Raw genomic sequence first — 14274 nt, forward strand, 5'->3', positions numbered from 1 at the left:
TCCGAAATGACCCATAGCGGACGTCGCGATCCGCCCCCCCTCGACCCAACTCCCTCTATCTTGTTCGGCCCCGTTTGGCTCCATTTTGCCGTTCTATTTGAAATGGAGGTGGCGTATAAACGCTGCGCCGCGCACCCTCCACAGGCCACGACATGGCAATTGAGCGCACCAACAACTCGTTTGACCCTCTGGAGTTTCTCGCCAAAGTTGGGACGGGAAAAACGATATCGGTTTATCGCAAGGATCAGATCATTTTCTCTCAAGGAGAAGTCGCTGATACGATTTTTTACCTTCAAAAGGGCGGCGTCAAAATTGTCGTGCTATCTGACCAAGGCAAGGAAGCGGTCGTCGGTATTTTAGAACCTGGCCAATTCTTCGGCGAGGGGTGTATGAATGGCCATTCGATACGGATCGCGACGAGCACCGCGACGGAAGAAAGCCTAATCACCTCGATATCAAAGTCTGCAATGATTGCGGTCCTGCATGACGAACCGAAATTTTCGGAGCTATTTGTAGCTTATCTATTGACCCGAAACAGCCGGGTTGAAGACGATTTGATCGATCAACTATTTAATTCGAATGAGAAACGACTTGCGCGGCTGCTGCTTCTGCTCGCGAGATTCGGCAAGGAAGGCAGCCCAACACCTATCAGCCCAAATATCAGTCAAGAAACCTTAGCCGAAATGATCGGCACGACGCGATCTCGCGTGAGTTTCTTCATGAACAAGTTCCGCAAGCTGGGCTTGATCAGTTACAACGGAAAAATAGAGGTTCACAATTCGTTGTTGGACGCGGTCCTGCGTGAAAAGCCCCAACTACAAAGGGATGGGGAAGCAGATACCCCTGAGAAACGCGGTGCGTGACCCACCGCTACGCGGGCTCTTGCGTCATAGAACGACGCTGCATCAAGCACGAAGTTTCCTTTGAAGAACGACTGGCAGAACAGGCCCGAAGGTTTAGAGAGCAAGCCAAAACGCTACCGCCCGGCAAAGAGCGTGACGGCCTGAAAACGAAAGCGCACTACTCCTCGTCGGCACTGTTAGGGTCTAATGCTCCTGCGGGAACGTAGCGATCTTTCGGGCACCCTGCCATAGACATTATGGCCGTCTACAGCGGCGAGACGATTTTGCGAGACCGTTTTGGTGCCGTATGACATTCGTCGCTAGCGCGATTCGACATAAGCCGCACAGCGGTGGCGCGTTAACGCGCCACGTCATATTCTCTCCGCGCAACCTTTTATTATAGCTTCCTTGTAAACGTCCTTTAGCCCGGGATCGGCGAGAATAGCATCGCCTGCGTTGAAGGTGTTATCTTCAACCCACTCAGCAGCGGGCAGCGATTTAGACAAAGCCGCCTTGCTCGTGGCGTAAGCCACGCGAGTAGACGATTGGCCATATGGAACTTTTTCGTAGAATCGACGAAGCCGGTTCATTCATTCGATCCGTTGCGTTTTGCGGTGGCTGCATCCACCTCCTCGGCCAGCTTTTGCCACTCTTCGGCAATCTTGAGCCAATTCGCCTTATCAGCTGGCGTGCGAGCTTGCAGGGATCGTAGGCGGCAGTCGTCAGCATTGTGGCGATACAGTTCGACGTCCGTCACTTCTTCACACTCACCGAGACAGATTCCTTCGCTGCCTTAAAGCGCTCAGAAGGGCTCGTTCTGACGGCCCATCGCCACAAATTTCCCTCACTGTAATTCCTGCGTTGCTCAGAGACCAAAGTGAGTTTCAATTTCTTTACCCGAGCTTGGACGCCCATGAATGACCGCTTCAGCTCTTTGCCGATCAAGCGCGCGTCCCTTCCGGCGTGAACGAGAGACCGCAAGGCGTCGTCCTCTTCAGCCGTCCACCGGCGTGTCTTGTAGGGTGCCCTCTGAGTCGTCATTTACCCCCGCCGTCAACGGTCATCCCTGAATTTACGACCTGGGGGACTGTTTGAGCAAGTAGGGTTGCGGACTATGCCGGGCGGTGATCCCCGTGTCGATGCGATCCAAGTCGCCTGTTGGCACGAAGCTGAAGAGCCGAGCCGATCTGGCGATGTCCGTTAACCGGGGTAGACCGGAAGTGGCTGACCGACCGTCAAACCGACGCCTTTGACCCGGAACGGACGTCCAGACAATCGTTGTCCATGGTATTTTTCCGGAAGCAATCCGGCTAAGCTCCTCCTTCCTGCCAGGAAGTGAGCCGTTTTGTCCCTCGATGCTGTGTAATAATCACCCAACGCCAAGGCGGGACCGCACATGCGCACGCTGATTGCTGCATTCTGGTTGGCGATGGCCGGGCCAGGCGTGGCGGCCGAAATTGTCGTGACCAATGGCGATACGCTTCAATTGGATCGGACGATCTATCGGCTGGATGGTATCGATGCTCCCGAGATTGACCAGTTGTGCCTCGACCGACGCGGCGACGTCTGGCCGTGCGGGGCTGAGGCGCGCGATCGATTGAGCGGGCATATTGGCAGCCGTGCCGTTAGTTGCGAGGACAAGGGGCCTGACCCGATCTACAAGCACCGACAGATGGGGATTTGTTCGATCGAAGGTGAGGCCACGACACTCAATGGGTGGCTGGTTCGCGAAGGATGGGCTATCGGTTTGGAGCCTTCCGCAAAGGGTCGTTTTGCGGTCGAGGAAGCTGATGCAAGTGAGAACCGGCGCGGACTGTGGGAGAGCTGTTTCGCACAACCGCGCGACCTGCGAGGATGGAATCCCAGTGGAGCACGACTTGTTGGCCGCGGTTGTCAACCTGCCCATCAGAACCGGACGCGCGATAAGCTCTTCCGTGTCGACACCGCGATGCCGCAGGGATGCCCGATCAAGGCCAAGCTGGCGTTGCGGGCCATCGGCTATGAAGGCATTTATCACCTGCCGGCCTGCGGGAGCTATGGACGCGTAAAGCGGGTTAATCGGTGGTTTTGCTCGGAGGAAGATGCGTCGGCGGAGGGATTTCGCAAGGCGCTAACTTGTCGATAAGCCGCGCGCTCGACAAAGTTCCAACTTCCGAGATGGTATAAGAAGGTCGGCGACGCGCCGTGACTGCCCCTCTCCGGATCAGCGACGGACTTGTCCGCAACAGCGCTTGGCGGCGGTGTTACCGGCACCGCTCTCTATCACTGAAGCGATTGAGCGCGGCTGGTGACTTCCGGTTTTGGCACATTTGAGACATCCCGACGCACGGTAACGATGTCTGTTTAAAGGGGGTAGAGCGGAAGTCGTCGGTACGCAGCTAAACCGGACGCGAATGACCCAGAGCAGAACAGGGCTGCGGTAGCCTATGTTGAAATACTATTGGCTGAACGGTTCGGTCAATGGCAACATCCTCGCGGAACCATCGTCGCCGTAAACGGAGGATATTCCGATGGCAGCCGACAGCGCAGAGTTAGGCGTTAAAGCCGTACTGGGCAGGTGGGAAGCCGCCTGGAATGCTTCGGACATGACAGCAATGTGGCAATTAGCGACCGATGACGTTCATTGGGTCAACGTCGTTGGGATGCACTGGCGCGGAAAAGCAGAAGTACAGAGAGCGCATCAGTTTTACCAAGACCTGCTGTTCAAGGACAGATCGTGTAAGCTCGACGAGATTGAAAGCATTGTGCCATTGCCCGGCGGCGCGTTCGTTGCGGTCGTTCGCTGGGCGATGGGCGGCTATCGACGGCCAACTGGGCAAATGAGACCTCCCGGCAAGGATCGCATGTCGTTAGTGCTGGTCCCCCGGGGCGAAGGTCTAGCCATCGCGCATGGCGCGAACGTACTCATCGATGAAGAGGCTGAGGCCTTTAATCCGATCAAGCGTTAGCGGATGCTGCCCGCATAGATAACCCAATCTGTTTGCACGAACGGCTGCATGTCTGGATGTGGCACCAAACGGTCCAGTCGGGCCGGAGTGGTGATCAGGGCGGATCGGACGTGGGCGCTCACCGCCAAATGAGAATGACCCGGACCGATGTCGAGCAGCCTAGCTGCAACAACGTCATTTGCGATCTTAGCTAACGCCTTGTTCTTCAATGGCCGTCCAATTGGCGTAGCTATATTCGCCGGACCAGGAGTAAACCTCAATTCCGCAAACCTGACATTTGAAGCTGCCCGACCTTTGGTCCAGTTGCTTACGTTGCGTGGCTTGATAGCCCGCACCGCAGTTCGTGCAGCAAAATATGACGATGACCATTTGGGAGTTCCAATTTGCCAGAACTTTCCTCCATCAGGTCAAATAGCCGCTGCACATAAAGTTCCCGGCGGGTCGCTGGTGCCGGTTGTGCGATGCTGTCAGCGCGGGATCGGGGAGAATTTGATTAACGCTTCCCTGATATGGTCCGGATCGTCGCGGATTTGTTTCGCGTACCGCGACCATGGTGCCCGCATGCAAACTATCGAAATCACCAGTGCATTAGAGGCTCGACGTTGCCGCTACGCGCAATACCGGGGTGAAAAGGCGACGTTGGTGCTGAATGGACTGGCAGTCACCGGCATGGTCCGTGCAATCATGGAAGTTAAGGCCAGCGCTCCGATGCGATGGACTGTTACGATGGTGTCTAGCCATCACTAACTTAGCGAGGCTGACGCCACTGCGAGCCGCTTGGGCCGACGTGAAGTCACGCCGCCATGATCGTCACCTGGATCCTTGTGCCTTCCATCATAAACTCGGATTTTTCCCAGGCGCCCCGTCCTATTTCGCTATGCGAAATGGCGTCACTGGAGAAAATCGAAGCTTTCTAAAATCCGATCTGAACATTTCCAGCGTCTTCACGTCGTATTTAGTAGGGCCCCGGGGAATGTATGCGGTGCACTCAAGGAACGAGCGCGTGGAACTCGAAATGCAGATTATGCGATACCGGCAGTTCGCGAGCCGGACCACTGACGCAGACTTTCTTAAGCGATCAATGAGCGGATTGCGGAGCTGGAAAAGAAGCTCCGCGAAATAGATGATTAGCGAAACCCATTGCCAATTTCGGCGTTGCCAAAAAATGACTGATCCCGACCAATATCTAGCCGTGATTACATCATCGACCACCTTATTGCTGGTGGCCTGTGCGCTCGCATTTACGATGCTGTAAGGCCGCTCCTGTTGGCGGCCTCGAGGGGGTGGCCCCTTTTCGCTTTTATCAGCGGATTAAATCGCGGCCATGTGTGCACTAGTCTACATACTGCGGACGAAAATAGGTTTACGGTTTGATCATCACCGCTCCGACCAACGGTATCTCGCGGTGACTGTGAGTTCGGTAGTGCTCCCGCCCCATTCCAATGAGGGAGCCGCGCAATGCGCCGACGCTTCAAGCCAACAGCCCCACTCGATCAACGCTTAGCCGAACAAGCCGAGCGCCTGCGCAAAGAAGCCCAAGGCACCCCGCCAGGGGTTGCTCGTGACAATCTCATTCTCCGTGCCCGACAAGCGGAAGCGGCGGCGCAAATGCAGGAATGGCTTGTTTCGCCAAGCACGAAGGCCCCTGAGTAAGCTGCCTGAGTATCGCGCCTATATGTTTGCAGCAGATGGCCACATTCAACGCCGTGTGGAGATGGTCTGCGAGCACGATGATTCAGCTATAGCGTGGGCCCAGCGGCTAGTTGACGGCCACGACGTAGGACTCTGGCAGGGCACCCGAAAGCTTGTCCGATTTTTTCACAAAGAGTAATGAGTAGGACCGCCTCAGTTGGCGGTCTCTTCATGTCGCATGTTGGCACCTTTCGGACATGGCTAATCTGGTGAGCGATGTCCGCTTCTGAGTGAAAAGAAGACATCCCAATTGATCAATTTGCGACCGGCCGCTTCTGGCGCGAAGCCGACATCGTCGCCGGTGGTATTCTAACGTCACTCCTGAACGACTTCCGTCTCAATCAGACGATTGTCTTCAGATATAGGTTTGGATCGAAGTACTTGCTCGCTGGCGTGAAGTCCTTGATGTTGGCGTTCGCCATGAAGAAGTCGGTGGTCTGCTGTAGCCAGTTGGTGACGGTCCCGTCCGAATAGAGCTGCTTCCAGTCGCGTGAAGTGAACATCTTCTGCGCCTTGAAGGACTCGTTGATGTCGGCCAGCGGCGTCTGGCTGTAATGGCCCTTCTGCAGCTTCTCCATCGCTTCGTTGCTGTTCGCGATGATGTAATCGTTGGCGTCGGCCCAGCCCCTGATCAACTTAGCGAGAGTTTCCTTGTTCGGTTCGTAATAGTCGTTGGCTGCTGCCCAGCCGCCAATGATGGCGGCCTGCGGATAGTACGCAGACGCATCGGCGAGCTTTATCGCGCCGGGGACCTTGTCGCGGGCCGTTACGTTGAAAGGAACCCAAAGCGCCACCGCGGGTACGGCGCCCGACACGAATGCTGTCACCGCTGCAGGCATGGTTTGATTGACGAGTTCGACTTCCTTGGGGTCGATTTTGTTGGCGCGCAAGGCCTTGTCCAGGAACACGTGCGCCGTGGTGCCGGTCGCCGTTGCGATTCGCTTGCCTTTGAGGTCCGCGAACGACTTGATGCCCTGGTCAGATCGTACCCAGAGTTGCGCAGTCGCCACCTCGATGTCGTTGATCAGGAACACTTTGCCTTGGCCGCGTGCCGGAAAATTTGAAAGCACCGCACCCGTTGCCAACACGTCGAGGCTGCCTCCGATCAGGGCCTGGAAGATTTCGAGGCCGGTATTGAACTGCCGCAATTCGAGATTGAGGCCCTCCTTCTCGAAGGAGCCGCGGTCCATGCCGGTCCAGATCTGTCCGTCAACCGCGACGGTGTGTAAGTAGCCGACGCGAACCTTGGTCTTGGCTTGCGCGATGGCGGGCGCGGAGGCTGCAAACCCTCCGAGGGCGAGGCCCGCGGCAGTGTTTAGGAATTGTCGTCGATCCATGGCATTCCTCCTGTGCTTTTTCTGGTTTATTCCGAAAACGAGGCCGGCATTATCTGCGCCTGCTGCGCCTGGTATTCATTCATGACGAGTTCCCTAATATGGCTGCGCAGTTCGCCGAATTCTGGACGTTCCTGCAGCGATTCATTGCGCGGATAGGCGAAGGGAACGTCGATGATTTGCTTGATGCGGGCTGGTCGCGCCGTCACCACCACGATGCGTGAGGCGAGGTAGATCGCCTCTTCCACCGAATGCGTGATCAGCATGACGGTCTTGCCTTCCGCGGCGAGCACCTTCAGCAGCAGGTTCTGCATGTTGCCACGCGTCTGGGCATCGAGGGCGCCGAACGGTTCGTCCATCAGCAGAAACTGCGGCTTGACCGCGTAGGCCCGTGCGATCGCGAGCCGTTGCCGCATGCCGCCCGACAGGTGCTTCGGATAGGAATTGGCGAAATCCGACAGACCCATCAGCGCGAGATAGTGCTCGCAGATCTGGTGCTGCTCCTTTGCCGGAACATTATTAGCCTTGAGCTTGAGGCCAAACGCGATGTTTTCCTTGACCGTCAGCCAAGGGAAGACGCCATACTCTTGAAAAATCACGCCGCGTTCGGGACCCGGTCCCTTCACGGGATTTCCATCAAACAACACCTCGCCGGTGGTCGGCTTCTGAAATCCCGCGAGCATGCTCATCATCGTGGTCTTGCCGCAGCCAGACGGTCCGATCACGGCGATGAAGTCGCCGTCGTGGATGGCATAGCTGACATCGTCCACCACCCGCAGTTTTCCCTTGGGCGTATCGAAGGACAGCGAGACGTGGTCGAACTGCGCGCGTTTGGCGCTGACTGGACCGCTCATGCGACAGCTCTTTCCTGCCATACCAGCAGTCGCGCGCTGATCCGCCGCAAGATCGTATCCATAATCAGCGCAATGCAACCGATGCAGATAATGCCGACATAGATGACGTCGAGCAGGAAGTAGGTCGAGGCGTTCTGGATCATGGCGCCGAGCCCGCGCTGGGCCGCGATCAGTTCCGAAGCGACCAGGGTAGCCCAGGCCACGCCCAACGCGACACGGAGTGCGGTCAGGATATGCGGTACCGTCAGCGGGATGATGACCTTGCGAAAAATCTCGAGCTCACCGGCGCCGAGCGTTTGGGCGACGCGGATGTAGAGGGGGGTGATTTGCGAGACGCCTTCATACATCACGATCACGCCGGCGAAGAACGAGGCATAGAACAGAATGACCAGCTTGGCGATTTCGTCGACCCCGAAATAGACGATCACCAGCGGGATCAGCGCGATCGGCGGCAGCGCGCGAAAGAAGTTGATCATCGGATCGGCGAAGGTCCGCGCCGGCCTGTACCAGCCAAGTAGGAAGCCTACGGGAACGGCGACGAGGATGCCGAGCATGACGCCGAGAAACACCCGCCGCGTCGAAGCAAAGACGTCGTACAGCAGGCCTTCGTGCAGCAGCAATTCGACGAACTTGGCCGCAACCTGATGCGGCGACGGGATCAGGGAAACATTGACGAATCCGCTCCAGCGCACGGCGTACCACAACAAGATCGCGCCAACCCACGGCGCAAGTCCAAGTAAAAAGCGTCTTGCGACACTTCCGTTCATTTTGGCGCTTCCGGCTGCAATTGCGGTTGATGTGAGGAAGGTCATATTATAAATAGGATGACCATACAAGAGGCGGCGACGTTGCGCCGCGCTCCGGGTTCTTGAAATGACATCGCCGAACTTCACAGTCCGTAGCGTCCAGGCCTTCTGCTATCGCTATCCGCTGTCGACGCCGGTCGTCACCTCGTTCGGCCGAATGCTGGACCGGCCGACGGTATTCGTCCGTGTGGAAGACGCCGACGGAAATGCGGGTTGGGGAGAGGTGTGGTCGAACTTTCCATCCACCGGCGCCGAACATCGCGCGCGACTTGTGAATGAGGTGTTGGCTCCCGCGGTCTCGGGATTTGCAGTCGGGGAGCCGTCGCAGGTGTTCGAGAAACTCACACAGGGTACAAGCGTGCTCGCCCTGCAATGCGGGGAGCCTGGACCATTCGCACAGGCGATCGCGGGCATCGACCTCGCCATATGGGATCTCCATGCACGGCGTCGAAAGACAGCGCTATGGAAGCTCCTCGGCGGCGCCCGCCAAACGATCAGGGTCTATGCCAGCGGCATCAATCCGACCGGGTCGCGGCAAATGGCCGAAGCAGCGTTGGCTCGCGGGCATCGCGCGCTGAAATTGAAGATCGGCTTCGAGCCGGCGGCCGACCGCGCCAACCTCGCATCGCTTCGCGACCTCGTCGGCAACGGCATGCTGGCCGCCGATGCCAATCAGGGCTGGTCGATCGACCAGGCACTGGAGATCGCGCCCGGATTGGCTGAGTTCAATCTCGCCTGGCTGGAGGAGCCGATCCGTGCCGACCGGCCATGGCAGGAGTGGCAAGCCTTAGGGAAGCGCGCGGGCGTACCGCTCGCCGCGGGCGAAAACATCGCGAGCCGTGACGGTTTCAAGCAGGCTATCAGTGACGATACGTTGTGTGTGGTACAGCCCGATATCGCCAAATGGGGTGGGCTGACGGAGTGCAGCGCCATCGCCCGCAATATCATCAAATCCGGCAAGACCTTCTGTCCGCATTATCTGGGCGGTGGGATCGGCCTGCTGGCATCAGCGCATTTGTTGGCAGGGGTGGGTGAGGACGGCCTGCTCGAGGTCGACTCCAACGACAACCCGTTGCGCGATCGATTTTGTGGTCCCGTCGTCGATGTCCGCGACGGCGCGGTCACCTTGAGCGACGATCCCGGCCTCGGCGTCGAGCCGGACCTCGCTTCAATCGAACAGTACCGGACGGCCTGACATGACGGCGCAAGGCTACGACTACATCATCGTCGGCGCTGGGTCGGCCGGCTGCGTCGTTGCCAACCGGCTGTCAGCCGACCCCTCCTGTCGCGTACTTCTGCTGGAAGCCGGCGGTTCGGACCGGAATTTCTGGCTCAAACTGCCGGTCGGCTACTACCGGACCATCTTCAACGAACGTCTTTCCCGCCTGTTCAAGACCGAGCCGCACGAGACCACCGGCGGTCGCTCGATTGTCTGGCCTCGCGGCCGCGTGCTCGGCGGTTCGTCGTCAATCAATGGCCTGATCTTTATCCGCGGTCAGCACGAGGACTTCGATGACTGGAATCGGCTCGGCGCGTCGGGATGGAGCTACCGCGAACTGCTGCCGTACTTTCGGCGCTACGAACGTTATTCGGGCGGCGAAAGCCAGTACCATGGCGGCCTCGGCGAGTTTGAGGTTTCGAACCTGCGCAACAACAATGCTGCATCCGCGGCTTGGGTCGAAGCCGGCGTCGAGTTTGGACTGCCGCGCAATTCCGATTTCAACGGTGAGACGACCTACGGCGTCGGCAGCTACCAGCTTGGCATCGGCAAGCATTGGCGGACGAGTTCGGCGTCGGCCTTCCTGAAGCCGGTCGCGTATCGGAAAAATCTGTCTGTCATCACCGGTGCGCAGGTCAGCAAAGTTAGTTTTCGCGGAAGCGTTGCCACCGGTGTCGAGTGGGTCGCGAATGGCCGGACGTTCAGCGCCAGCGCGGACAGTGAGGTCATCTTGTCAGCCGGCGCGTTGCAGTCGCCGCAAATACTGCAATTGTCAGGCATTGGTCCGCCCGGTTTGTTGCGCGGGTTCGCCATTCCCGTCATCGCTGATTCCCCGGAAGTCGGGCGTAATCTGCAGGATCACTATCAGGCGCGGTTGATCGTGCGACTACAGCAGCGCATCTCGCTGAACGATCAGGTGCGCAATCCCGTGGAGCTTGCCAAGATGGGATTGCAATGGATGTTCGCCGGCAGCGGCCCGCTGACCGTCGGCGCAGGGCAGGTCGGCGGCGCTGCCTGCACGGAATACGCCGCAGGCGGGAGGCCTGACGTTCAGTTCAACGTCATGCCGCTGTCGGTCGACAAACCCGGCGATCCTCTGCACCTCTATTCCGGATTCACGGCATCGGTTTGGCAGTGTCACGCCAAGTCGCGAGGACAGCTTGCGATCCGTTCGACCGATCCTTTCGAGCAGCCGCGCATCGAGCCAAATTACTTTGCCGAGGAGATCGACCGCAAGACGATCGTCGCCGGCCTGAACATTCTGCGCAGCATTTACCGGCAGAAATCGTTCCGCGATCTCTGGGACATCGAGATGGTGCCGGGCGAAGCTACGCGTGGCGATGCCGGCCTGTGGGATTTTGCGCGCAAGACCGGCGGCACGGTTTTTCACTGCGTCGGTACCTGCCGGATGGGGGGCGACGAGACATCGGTACTCGATCCACAATTGCGGGTTCGCGGCGTCGAGAGACTGCGCGTGATCGATGCATCCGTGATGCCTCAGATCACATCGGCCAACACCAACGCCACCAGTCTGATGATCGGGGAGCGCGGTGCTTATGATGTCGTATCCGCAAGCCGGAGAGCGTGAGATGGAACTGATTTCCGACAGTCACGTCCCAAAATATGCACAGATTGCCGATATCTTCCGGCAGCGTATCGCGCGGGGAATATGGGCGCAGGGCTTGCGGTTGCCCGCGAACGAGAACCTGGCGGCCGAGTTCGGCGTCTCCCGCGTTACCATTCGCCAAGCAGTCGACCTGCTGGCTCGTGACGGCATTATCGAGGCCCGGCAGGGCCGTGGCACGTTTATCACCGGCACCTTGAAGCAGGATCGCTGGCTCAAGGTCGAAACCACTCTGTCCGACCTTGCGGAGGTTTACCGCGACACTTCGCCTGAAATCATCAACATTTCGGAGAGCCGCACCGATGCGCCGCTGTTGCCCGAAGACGGCAAGGCTGCGACAAATTATGTCTTCATGCGGCGCGTGCATTCGCGAGATAAGCGGCCTTATTGCGTGATCTCGATCTATCTCGACGAGAAGGTGTTCCGGAAATCGCCAAGGCGCTTTCGCAAGGAGACGGTGATTCCGATCCTGAAGGATATGCGCGATCCGACTATCAGCAGCGCCCGGCAGACGCTGACGATTGGCACCGCCGATCTCGAAGTCGCGAAGTTGCTGCAGGTGCCCTTGAATTCGCCCGTTGCCGAGGTCCGGCGGGTGTTTACGACCGCGGACCGAACAGTGATTTATTTGGGTGAGGTCACCTATCGCGGCGATTTTATCCGCATCGACATGGATTTGCGGCCGTGAAGGCTCCCTCATCGGAAGAACCGTTTCGGATTTTGAGCGAGGGTCCGCTTCTCGCGCCAAGCGGTCATTCGGTCGAACATCCATGTCCGCTAGGTGCCAATACCCGCAGTATGGCCGGAAGACGAAGCTCGTGTCGGCTATACCGGCGTCGCCTCTATGAGTGCTTCGGAGATATCCAAAGGTGTGATCCGTTGAAGTTGAAGACCGGCGCGGGCAAGAAGGCCGGCAAACTCATCGGCAGTGCGCTCCCGCCCGCCAGGCGTTCGCACCAGCATCATCAGGTCAATGAGCGTGTTTCTCCGCGCCGTCTCGGTGGGCTCGACACGCTCAGGCATCACACGATCAAGGATCAGGAGCTTGCCTGCGTCTGACATGGCTTGGCGACACGATTTCAACACTGCCGTTGCAGCCTCATCATCCCAGTTGTGCAGAATGTGCACCAACAAATAGAGATCTGCGCCTGACGGCACCGCGCTGAACATGTCGCCATCGACGAGGGCGCAGCGATCCCTGAGGTCCGCTCCGGCGATCTTACCGGATGCGCCCTGAATGACGGACGGCAATTCGAAAAGGGTGGCGCGCAGGTGGGGGTACGCATGCAGAATCGCTGCAAGAACCTCACCGTGCCCGCCCCCGACGTCGATCACCTGACATACGCCATCGAAGTCGTAACTCTTGATGATTGCCGCCCCCGTGAACCTGGACGCCGCGCTCATGCCATCGTTGAAGACCTGCGCCAGGTCAGGCCGACCTTGCAGGTAACTAAAACCGCTCTCTGCACCGAAGGCGATCTCGAACGCACTCCGGCCGGTGGCGATGCATTGCTCCAGGTGGCCAAACATCTGCCGCGCGTGCTCACTCCCGTACATCAGGACCAGAGGCCGCACGGAGCTAGTCGAATTGGAGGTCAGGCATTGTCCCACGAGGGTCAGCTCGAATCTGCCGGCGCCGACATCCCGCACGAGATCGAACGCCGCAAGCGCACGCAGCAACCGCTGCATGGACTTAACATGCGTGCCGGCCCTGCCGGCGATTTCGCTTATCGTGCAGACCTCGGCCGCCAGCAGATCCCAGATCCCCAGACGGGTTGCGACATAGAGCGCGTGGGACACCTGATAGGAGAGTGCAAGCCGAACGGCCGCAGCTGCTGCGGGCGCACCCGTCTCGATGCCTGTGCGGTTGCTCACCGAAGACTCCTTGTGCGATGCGATTGATCAGTTCGCGGCTATTATCCCGGCCGTCCGGATCACCCGCGTCCACTTCTCGCTCTCGCTTCTGAAAAAGGCCGCGCATACCTCCGGCGTACTGGCGACAGGTTCGAAGCCGAGCGCCGCGGTGCGCGTGGCAACGTCAGGCAGCGCCAGAATTGCAGCTATCTCCCGGTGGAGCGTGACTTTGACAGGTGCCGGCGTTCCCGAGGGTACGATGAATGCGAACCAGCCCTCGCCTTCGATTTCCGGATAACCCGCGTCTGACATGCTCGGCGCATCGGGTAGCGCCTGCGCCCGTGTGCGGCTGGTCACCGCCAGAGTTCGGAGACCACCGCGCTTGATGTGTTCGATGACTGGTGGAAGTGAGCAGAACAGGATCGGCGTATGCCCGCCCAGCGTTGAGGTAACGGCCGGGGCACCGCCACTGAAGGGAACGTGCGCGAGGTCGAGGCCCAGGGACAGGCGAAACTGCTCCCCAACAAGGTGCGGCGGCGTACCCACCCCCGGCGACGCGAAGCTGAACTTCGAAGGACTGGACTTGATCAGGGCGACGAGCTCGGAAACGGTGCCTGCGGCCACCGACGGATGCACGGCCAGCACAATCTTGGCGCTTACGGCCAACGTCACCGGATCGAAATCCCGAAACGGATCATAGGGCACGCTCGCATACAACACTGGATTGACAATGAGATTGGGCGGCACAACCAGGATGGTGTGCCCGTCGGCTGGCGCTTTCGCGCCTTGCCCCATCCCGATGCTGCCGCCGGCACCGCCGACGTTCTCAACATAGAATTGCTTGTCCATGCGCGCTGACAGTTTCTCCGCGACGATGCGGGCCAGTATGTCGTTTGGTCCACCCACTGCGAACGGCACGATCACGCGCACCGGCCTTGCGGGATATGCAGTTGCAAGAGAAGGCAGCGCGAAAGTGGCCGCAGCCGCTGCTGTACCTTGCAGAAATTGTCGCCGTTGCAATGTCATGGTTCACCTCCCGGGCCGGTAGACATGCACTTGCCATGGCAAAAAGGTACCACCGCCCACCAAAATCAGGTATGA

The 14274-nt window shown here is 58.7% G+C and carries 13 protein-coding genes; 7 read left to right on the top strand and 6 right to left on the bottom strand.

Annotation, left to right across the window (positions count from 1 at the left end):
* The first annotated feature begins 152 nt into the window (after window positions 1-152).
* Window positions 153-863, top strand: a complete 711-nt coding sequence (locus tag JQ629_RS09235) for a Crp/Fnr family transcriptional regulator (protein WP_212412389.1) — start codon at window positions 153-155, stop codon at window positions 861-863.
* Between the two features lie 565 nt (window positions 864-1428).
* Here the strand turns inward: JQ629_RS09235 and JQ629_RS09240 are convergent.
* Window positions 1429-1599 (bottom strand): hypothetical protein, encoded by a 171-nt coding sequence (locus JQ629_RS09240; protein WP_212039114.1) that lies wholly within the window; start codon window positions 1597-1599, stop codon window positions 1429-1431.
* Window positions 1600-2238: 639 nt separating this feature from the next.
* Here JQ629_RS09240 and JQ629_RS09245 point away from each other — a divergent pair.
* The 3 genes from JQ629_RS09245 (at window position 2239) to JQ629_RS37020 (ending at window position 4537) form a co-directional block, all read left to right on the top strand.
* Entirely contained in the window at window positions 2239-2967 is a 729-nt protein-coding gene (locus JQ629_RS09245) for a thermonuclease family protein (RefSeq protein WP_212412390.1), read from the top strand.
* Window positions 2968-3352: 385 nt separating this feature from the next.
* Window positions 3353-3790: an SgcJ/EcaC family oxidoreductase gene (locus JQ629_RS09250; protein WP_212412391.1), complete on the top strand. Its 438-nt coding sequence runs from the start codon at window positions 3353-3355 to the stop codon at window positions 3788-3790.
* Window positions 3791-3937: 147 nt separating this feature from the next.
* Window positions 3938-4537, top strand: coding sequence for a hypothetical protein (locus tag JQ629_RS37020; protein WP_249134920.1), 600 nt, complete (start codon window positions 3938-3940; stop codon window positions 4535-4537).
* Between the two features lie 1286 nt (window positions 4538-5823).
* Here the strand turns inward: JQ629_RS37020 and JQ629_RS09260 are convergent.
* From JQ629_RS09260 to JQ629_RS09270, 3 genes are read right to left on the bottom strand one after another with little or no spacing between them, the layout of a single operon-like run.
* Window positions 5824-6819, bottom strand: coding sequence for an ABC transporter substrate-binding protein (locus tag JQ629_RS09260; protein WP_212412392.1), 996 nt, complete (start codon window positions 6817-6819; stop codon window positions 5824-5826).
* 26 nt (window positions 6820-6845) lie between these two features.
* The gene (locus tag JQ629_RS09265; RefSeq protein ID WP_212412393.1) at window positions 6846-7670 is read right to left on the bottom strand and encodes an ABC transporter ATP-binding protein; all 825 of its coding nucleotides are present in this window, start codon (window positions 7668-7670) and stop codon (window positions 6846-6848) included.
* Window positions 7667-8437, bottom strand: a complete 771-nt coding sequence (locus tag JQ629_RS09270; protein ID WP_212412394.1) for an ABC transporter permease — start codon at window positions 8435-8437, stop codon at window positions 7667-7669. The genes JQ629_RS09265 and JQ629_RS09270 overlap by 4 nt, the downstream gene beginning before the upstream one ends.
* 106 nt (window positions 8438-8543) lie before the next feature.
* Here JQ629_RS09270 and JQ629_RS09275 point away from each other — a divergent pair, with 106 nt between their 5' ends.
* From JQ629_RS09275 to JQ629_RS09285, 3 genes are read left to right on the top strand one after another with little or no spacing between them, the layout of a single operon-like run.
* Window positions 8544-9671, top strand: a complete 1128-nt coding sequence (locus JQ629_RS09275) for a mandelate racemase/muconate lactonizing enzyme family protein (protein WP_212412395.1) — start codon at window positions 8544-8546, stop codon at window positions 9669-9671.
* A 1-nt stretch (window position 9672) separates the two neighbouring features.
* The gene (locus JQ629_RS09280) at window positions 9673-11283 is read left to right on the top strand and encodes a GMC family oxidoreductase (protein WP_212412396.1); all 1611 of its coding nucleotides are present in this window, start codon (window positions 9673-9675) and stop codon (window positions 11281-11283) included.
* Window position 11284: 1 nt separating this feature from the next.
* Window positions 11285-12007, top strand: coding sequence for a GntR family transcriptional regulator (locus tag JQ629_RS09285; RefSeq protein WP_212412397.1), 723 nt, complete (start codon window positions 11285-11287; stop codon window positions 12005-12007).
* 137 nt (window positions 12008-12144) lie between these two features.
* On the opposite strand, the gene JQ629_RS09290 is transcribed toward JQ629_RS09285, so the two are convergent.
* Both JQ629_RS09290 and JQ629_RS09295 read right to left on the bottom strand, forming a co-directional pair.
* On the bottom strand, window positions 12145-13194 hold the full coding sequence (locus JQ629_RS09290; RefSeq protein ID WP_212412398.1) for a methyltransferase: 1050 nt from the start codon (window positions 13192-13194) through the stop codon (window positions 12145-12147).
* Window positions 13195-13221: 27 nt separating this feature from the next.
* The gene (locus tag JQ629_RS09295) at window positions 13222-14199 is read right to left on the bottom strand and encodes a Bug family tripartite tricarboxylate transporter substrate binding protein (RefSeq protein WP_212412506.1); all 978 of its coding nucleotides are present in this window, start codon (window positions 14197-14199) and stop codon (window positions 13222-13224) included.
* Between the last annotated feature and the right edge of the window lie 75 nt (window positions 14200-14274).

The organism is Bradyrhizobium sp. AUGA SZCCT0222, from assembly GCF_018130205.1.
Lineage (GTDB): Bacteria > Pseudomonadota > Alphaproteobacteria > Rhizobiales > Xanthobacteraceae > Bradyrhizobium.

What these genes read in the sequence shown, in the direction of transcription:
- JQ629_RS09265 (WP_212412393.1), bottom strand. Translation starts at nt 7,670, where the DNA reads ATGAGCGGTCCAGTCAGCGCCAAACGCGCGCAGTTCGACCACGTCTCG.
- JQ629_RS09260 (WP_212412392.1), bottom strand. Translation starts at nt 6,819, where the DNA reads ATGGATCGACGACAATTCCTAAACACTGCCGCGGGCCTCGCCCTCGGA.
- JQ629_RS09295 (WP_212412506.1), bottom strand. Translation starts at nt 14,199, where the DNA reads ATGACATTGCAACGGCGACAATTTCTGCAAGGTACAGCAGCGGCTGCG.
- JQ629_RS09270 (WP_212412394.1), bottom strand. Translation starts at nt 8,437, where the DNA reads ATGAACGGAAGTGTCGCAAGACGCTTTTTACTTGGACTTGCGCCGTGG.
- JQ629_RS09245 (WP_212412390.1), top strand. Translation starts at nt 2,239, where the DNA reads ATGCGCACGCTGATTGCTGCATTCTGGTTGGCGATGGCCGGGCCAGGC.
- JQ629_RS37020 (WP_249134920.1), top strand. Translation starts at nt 3,938, where the DNA reads ATGTCGAGCAGCCTAGCTGCAACAACGTCATTTGCGATCTTAGCTAAC.
- JQ629_RS09235 (WP_212412389.1), top strand. Translation starts at nt 153, where the DNA reads ATGGCAATTGAGCGCACCAACAACTCGTTTGACCCTCTGGAGTTTCTC.
- JQ629_RS09250 (WP_212412391.1), top strand. Translation starts at nt 3,353, where the DNA reads ATGGCAGCCGACAGCGCAGAGTTAGGCGTTAAAGCCGTACTGGGCAGG.
- JQ629_RS09275 (WP_212412395.1), top strand. Translation starts at nt 8,544, where the DNA reads ATGACATCGCCGAACTTCACAGTCCGTAGCGTCCAGGCCTTCTGCTAT.
- JQ629_RS09285 (WP_212412397.1), top strand. Translation starts at nt 11,285, where the DNA reads ATGGAACTGATTTCCGACAGTCACGTCCCAAAATATGCACAGATTGCC.
- JQ629_RS09280 (WP_212412396.1), top strand. Translation starts at nt 9,673, where the DNA reads ATGACGGCGCAAGGCTACGACTACATCATCGTCGGCGCTGGGTCGGCC.